3 protein-coding genes are annotated in these 5,254 nt (G+C 74.2%); 2 read left to right on the forward strand and 1 reads right to left on the reverse strand.

Features of this window, described 5'->3' with window-relative positions; genetic code table 11:
• Both ACP4J0_RS38145 and ACP4J0_RS38150 read left to right on the forward strand, forming a co-directional pair.
• On the forward strand, positions 1 to 2,545 hold a 2,545-nt coding region (locus ACP4J0_RS38145), incomplete at its 5' end, for a hypothetical protein (protein WP_426603986.1).
• Entirely contained in the window at positions 2,546 to 3,175 is a 630-nt protein-coding gene (locus ACP4J0_RS38150) for a hypothetical protein (protein WP_426603988.1), read from the forward strand.
• 198 nt (positions 3,176 to 3,373) lie between these two features.
• On the opposite strand, the gene ACP4J0_RS38155 is transcribed toward ACP4J0_RS38150, so the two are convergent.
• Entirely contained in the window at positions 3,374 to 5,056 is a 1,683-nt protein-coding gene (locus tag ACP4J0_RS38155; RefSeq protein WP_426603990.1) for a glycoside hydrolase family 13 protein, read from the reverse strand.
• Positions 5,057 to 5,254 lie beyond the last annotated feature (198 nt).

A 5,254-nucleotide genomic window follows, 5' to 3' on the forward strand; every position in this document is an offset into this window, starting at 1 on the left:
CCGGGCCGCCTCCAACGCCCGGAACGCGGCCGCCGCCGCGGCGACCGATGCGGGCAAGGCCTCCGCCGCCCGCGCGGCGGCCGAGGACGCGCGGGACGCCGCCAAGGGTGCGCAGAAGGCCGCGACCGCCGCCGACCACGCCGGTACCGCCGCGTTCGAGGCGGCCAACGCCGCCAAGTCCGCGGCCTACGCGGGGCTGAACGCGGACGCCGCGGCCAGTGCTGCGGCTGAGGCGAGCGGCCAGGCGGGCGTTTCCGAGGCGCAGGCCGCCCGGGCCAGGGCCGCGGCGGCCGAGGCCCACCGCCACGCCGCGCAGGCCACCGCCGCCGCGAACCGGGCCGAGGCGCTGGCCGGCAAGGCGGCCAAGGCCGCGCACGAAGCGCGTGACGCCGCCAACTCCGCCGCCAAGCACGCCGAGAACGCCGCCGTCGCCGCCGACGAGGCGGCCGACCACGCGGGCGACGCCGCCACCGCCGCGGCGCAGTCCACGAAGCACGCCAACGCCGCCAAGGAAGCCGCCGACGCGGCCACCGCGGCGGTCACCAAGGCGCAGGCGACCTTCACCCTCGCCCGCGAGATCGAGCAGGAGGGGCTGACCACCCGCACGGCGGGAGCGATCGAGCAGGCCCGCTCGCTCAAGGCACTCGACGACGAACGCCAGGCGGCACAGGCCCAGCAGGCGCAGGCCTCCCAGGCCCTGGACGAGGAGGCGGACCGGCTGGCCGCCGAGGTCACCCAGCCCGACGTCGACGTCGCCACCGTCGCGCCGAAGGCCCGCAAGGTCGCGCTGAACACGGCGCAGACCCGCGGCCCCTGGAGCGTCGCCGCGGCCGAGGTGGCCCTGGCCGGCTCCGACCAGGACGTCATCGAGTACGTCCGCACCGGCCGGGACAAGGCACTGGAGCTCGACAACCGGGCACGGGTCAACCGCCTCGCCACCGAGTCCGAGTCCGAGACCGTCCGCGCGGCGGCGGAGTCGGCGCTCGACGGGGACGCGGCGGCGGTCGCGGACTTCCTCGCCACCGGCCAGCACCAGGCCGCGGCCAACGACTACCGGGTCACCGTCACCCAGCTCATGAACGGCGCCGGGCCCGGAGTGCGGGCAGCCGGACAGGCGGCCCTGAACGAGGGCTCCCCGGACAGTCTGCGCGCCTTCATCACCACCGACTACTACACCCAGCGCACCCAGGACGAGCGGGTCCGCGCCGTCCAGCTGGAGGAGTCGGGCACTCCGGAGGTCGCCGCCGCGGCTCGCATCGCGCGGGAAGGGCCGCCGCAGGTCCTGCACGCGTTCATCGAGACGGGGCAGTACAAGGCCAAACGCCAGGACCTGCTGACGGCGACCCACGTGGCCCGCGTCCAGGGGCTCATCGCCGACGCCTCCGCCGTGGCCGCCACGGCCCAGCGGTACGCCGCGGAGGCCGGCCGTGCCGCGGCCACCGCGAACGACGCCGCCGACCTGGCGCAGAAGTACGCGCAGCAGGCCGAGGACTCGGCCAAGCTGGCCGCCGGCTACGCCGAACAGGCGGACGCCTCCGCCGACGCCGCCGCGAAGTCGGCCGCCGACGCCGCCGCTTCGGCGAAGACCGCCCGCGCAGCCGAGGCGGACGCCCATCGTGCCGCCCGCGACGCGGACAACTCCGCCGCCCACGCACAGGCCTCGGCGAACGCCGCGGCCGGCTCGGCCGCCGTCGCGTGGGCCGCGGCAGGGGAGGCCCGCGCGTCCGCCGAGGCGGCGGGCAAGGACGCGGCGGCAGCCGCGGAGGCGATGAGCGAGGCGCTGTTCGCCGCGGCCACGAAGGCGTGGGCGGAGGAGGAGCAGTGGCGCAAGGAAATGGAGGAACAGGACCGGGCCGACCTCGCGGCGCTCAAGGAACTTGAGGACGCCTTCGCCGACATGGCGGCCGAGGAGGAACCCGACTGGTGGGACCTGTCCACCGTCGGTCACCTCCTCCTCGACGCGGGAGGCCTGGTCCCCGGTCTCGGTGAGGGCTTCGACCTCATCAACTGCGGGTGGTACGGCGCGGAGGGCGACGCCCTCAACTCCAGCCTCTCCTGCGCCGCCGCCGTCCCGATCGTCGGATGGGGCGCCGTGGGCACGAAGTGGGGCAAGAGCGGCTACTCGGCCGTCGAGGCCTTCGCCAAGTCCATGCGGGCCAACGGGAAGACCCCACACATCTGGGCCACCGGCAAGCCTTCGAAGGGTTACACCAACGCCCAGAACGCGTTCATCCACTGGAAGAATCACAAGGCGGAGTTCCCCGAGCTGGGAAGCGCCAAGGAGTACGTGGAGATGGCGCACGGTTACCGCGGCGCGGCGAAGCTGCCGCAGCCGCCCACGGGGTACCGCGTCTGGGACCGCAACAACGGGAACTACATCGTCTACGACAAGAGCAGCAACACGCTCACGGCCTTCACCAAGGACGACCTCCCCATGAGCATGAACCGTCCGGCGCCCAAGAGCGCCACCAACCCACGCGGTTACGACCCGCAGGTCTACCCGACACTGGAGGACTACCTGAAGGCGCAAGGAGTGGAGCGATAGATGTCTGAGGAGGGAATGCTCGACGAGGTCGAGGACTTCTGCCGCATGTGCGGGTACGACGAGGACAGGTTCTGGGAAGCCGGTTGGCCGACCAGTGCGATCTGCGACTGCTGCGGCAGCGAGTCGGGTATCGGCGACATGGGGGCGAAGCCCGGATCGTGGAGCGGCGTGGAGGGGCTGCACTCGTACCGGGGCTGGTGGCTCGGCTCGGGCGCCCGATGGGAGCGGCCCCGCCAGAAGCCACGTGACTGGGACGTCCTTCGGCAACTCGAGAACATCCCTCCGCAGTGGCGCACCGCTGCCCCGCCTCCGGTGGACCGGGCCCGCCGGATCGCCGAGCGGGCCTCCTCCGGCTCGCTGGGCACCGAGACCGTGTGCCGGATCTGCGGGTTGTCGGGGCTGCTCTTCTGGCGTGACGGGGTGCCCACGGAGACGGTCTGCCCGTCGTGCGGGGCCGAGTCCGGGATCGACGACCTCGGAACGCCGGGGGTCTGGGACGCGTTGCACGGCATCCGGGCCCGTCGCGGCTACTGGGCGGCTGTCGGTGCCCCGTGGGCGGTTCCGGCCGCGCGGCCGTCGGAGTGGGACGTGCTGGCCCAGCTGGCGTGCGTTCCCGACGGCTGGCGCTGACCGGCGCGGTCCGTCATGACACGGTGAACAGGGTCATCGGCTTCGGCCGGTGGCCCTGTTCTCGTCGGCGTCGCGCGGTGGACGTGCCGAGCCGCCCGGGCCGGCTCCGCCGGCCCCGTCGTGTGCGGTGCCGCGGACGGCACAGGGCCCGCGGCTCCCGGTCGGGGAGCCGCGGGCCCTGTCGGGTCAGCGGGGGCGTCAGGCCGTCGTCCACCACACCGTCGTGTCCGCCGGGACCTTCGCCTCGCCGGCCGCCTCGGTCACCTCGCCGCTGGCCAGCAGCATCCGCCCGTACGCGGGCATCGCCACCGACTCGCCGGTGGTGTTGGCCACGCACACGAAGTCCCCGCGCCGGAAGGCGACGACGCCCTCGGGGGCGCGCAGCCACTCGACGGCGTCGCCCGCGCCCAGGTCGGCCTGCTCGCGGCGTACGGCCAGCGCGGAGCGGTACAGCTCCAGGGTGGAGCCGGGCTCGCCGGTCTGCGCCTCGACGCTCAGCTCGCCCCAGTCGGCCGGCTGCGGCAGCCAGCTGCCGCCGTCGCCGAAGCCGTACGACGATCCCGTGCGTGTCCAGGGGATCGGCACCCGGCAGCCGTCGCGGAAGCCGTCCTGTCCGGCGCCCCGGAAGTACGCCGGGTCCTGGCGCACCTCGTCGGGGAGGTCGACGACGTCCGGCAGGCCGAGTTCCTCGCCCTGGTAGACGTAGGCCGAGCCGGGCAGCGCCAGCATCAGCAGGGTCGCGGCGCGGGCCCGGCGCAGGCCCGTCTCGCGGTCGCCGGCCAGGCGGAGCTGGGTGCCGAGGCCCGCCGGGTTGGCGAAGCGGGTGGCGTGCCGGGTGACGTCGTGGTTGGAGAGGACCCAGGTGGCGGGGGCGCCGACCGGACGCATGGCGTCCAGCGTGCGGTCGATGACCGTGCGCAGCTCCTCGGCGTCCCAGTGGGTGCCCAGGTACTGGAAGTTGAAGGCCTGGTGCAGTTCGTCGGGGCGGACGTAGTTCGCGGTGCGCTCGACGGTCGGGGTCCACGCCTCGGCGACGAAGATGCGCTCGCCGGAGTACTCGTCGAGGATGCGCCGCCACTGGCGGTAGATGTCGTGGACGCCGTCCTGGTCGAAGAAGGGCGTGACATCGTTGCCCAGCATCCGCAGTTCGTCGTGGGAGCCCAGGTCCGGCAGGCCCTCGGCCTTCACCATGCCGTGGGCGACGTCGATGCGGAAGCCGTCGACGCCCATGTCCAGCCAGAACCGCAGGATGGAGCGGAACTCGTCGCCGACGGCCGGGTGCTCCCAGTTGAAGTCGGGCTGCTCGGGAGCGAACAGGTGCAGGTACCACTCCCCCGGCGTGCCGTCGGGCTCGGTGACCCGGGTCCAGGCGGGGCCGCCGAAGATGGACTCCCAGTCGTTGGGAGGCAGTTCGCCGTTCTCACCCTTGCCGGGACGGAAGTGGTAGCGGTCGCGGGCCGGCGAGCCGGGGCCCTCGGCGAGGGCGCGCTTGAACCACTCGTACTGGTCGGAGGAGTGGTTCGGGACCAGGTCGACGATGATGCGCAGGCCCAGCGCGTGGGCGTCGCGGATCAGCGCGTCGGCGTCCAGCAGGTTGCCGAACATGGGGTCGACGGCCCGGTAGTCGGCGACGTCGTAGCCGGCGTCGGCCTGCGGGGAGGCGTAGAAGGGGCTGAGCCACACGGCGTCCACGCCGAGGTCGCGCAGGTACGGCAGGCGGGTGCGGACACCCTCCAGGTCGCCCATGCCGTCGCCGTTGCTGTCGGCGAAGCTGCGCGGATACACCTGGTAGATGACGGCGTCCCGCCACCAGTCATGGCGCCCTGCGACGGTGGCGACGGCGGAGGTGGGGGCCGGTGCGGCGGAGTGCTGCTGGCTCATGACGTCCTTGTGATGTGACGGAGTTCCGGTCATGGAGACATGGGTGCGGGAGGGTGGGGGCGAGGCGGGCGGGCCCGGGGGGGGGGGGGGGGGGGGGGCCCCCCCCCCGCCCGGGGGGCGGGGGGGGGGGCGCCCGCGGGCCCCCCCGCCGGCAGGCCCCGGCACACGGGGGGACGGGACCGGGGGGCAAAATCCGCG

The sequence above is a fragment of the Streptomyces sp. WG7 genome (genome assembly GCF_049975785.1).
Classification (GTDB): Bacteria; Actinomycetota; Actinomycetes; order Streptomycetales; family Streptomycetaceae; genus Streptomyces.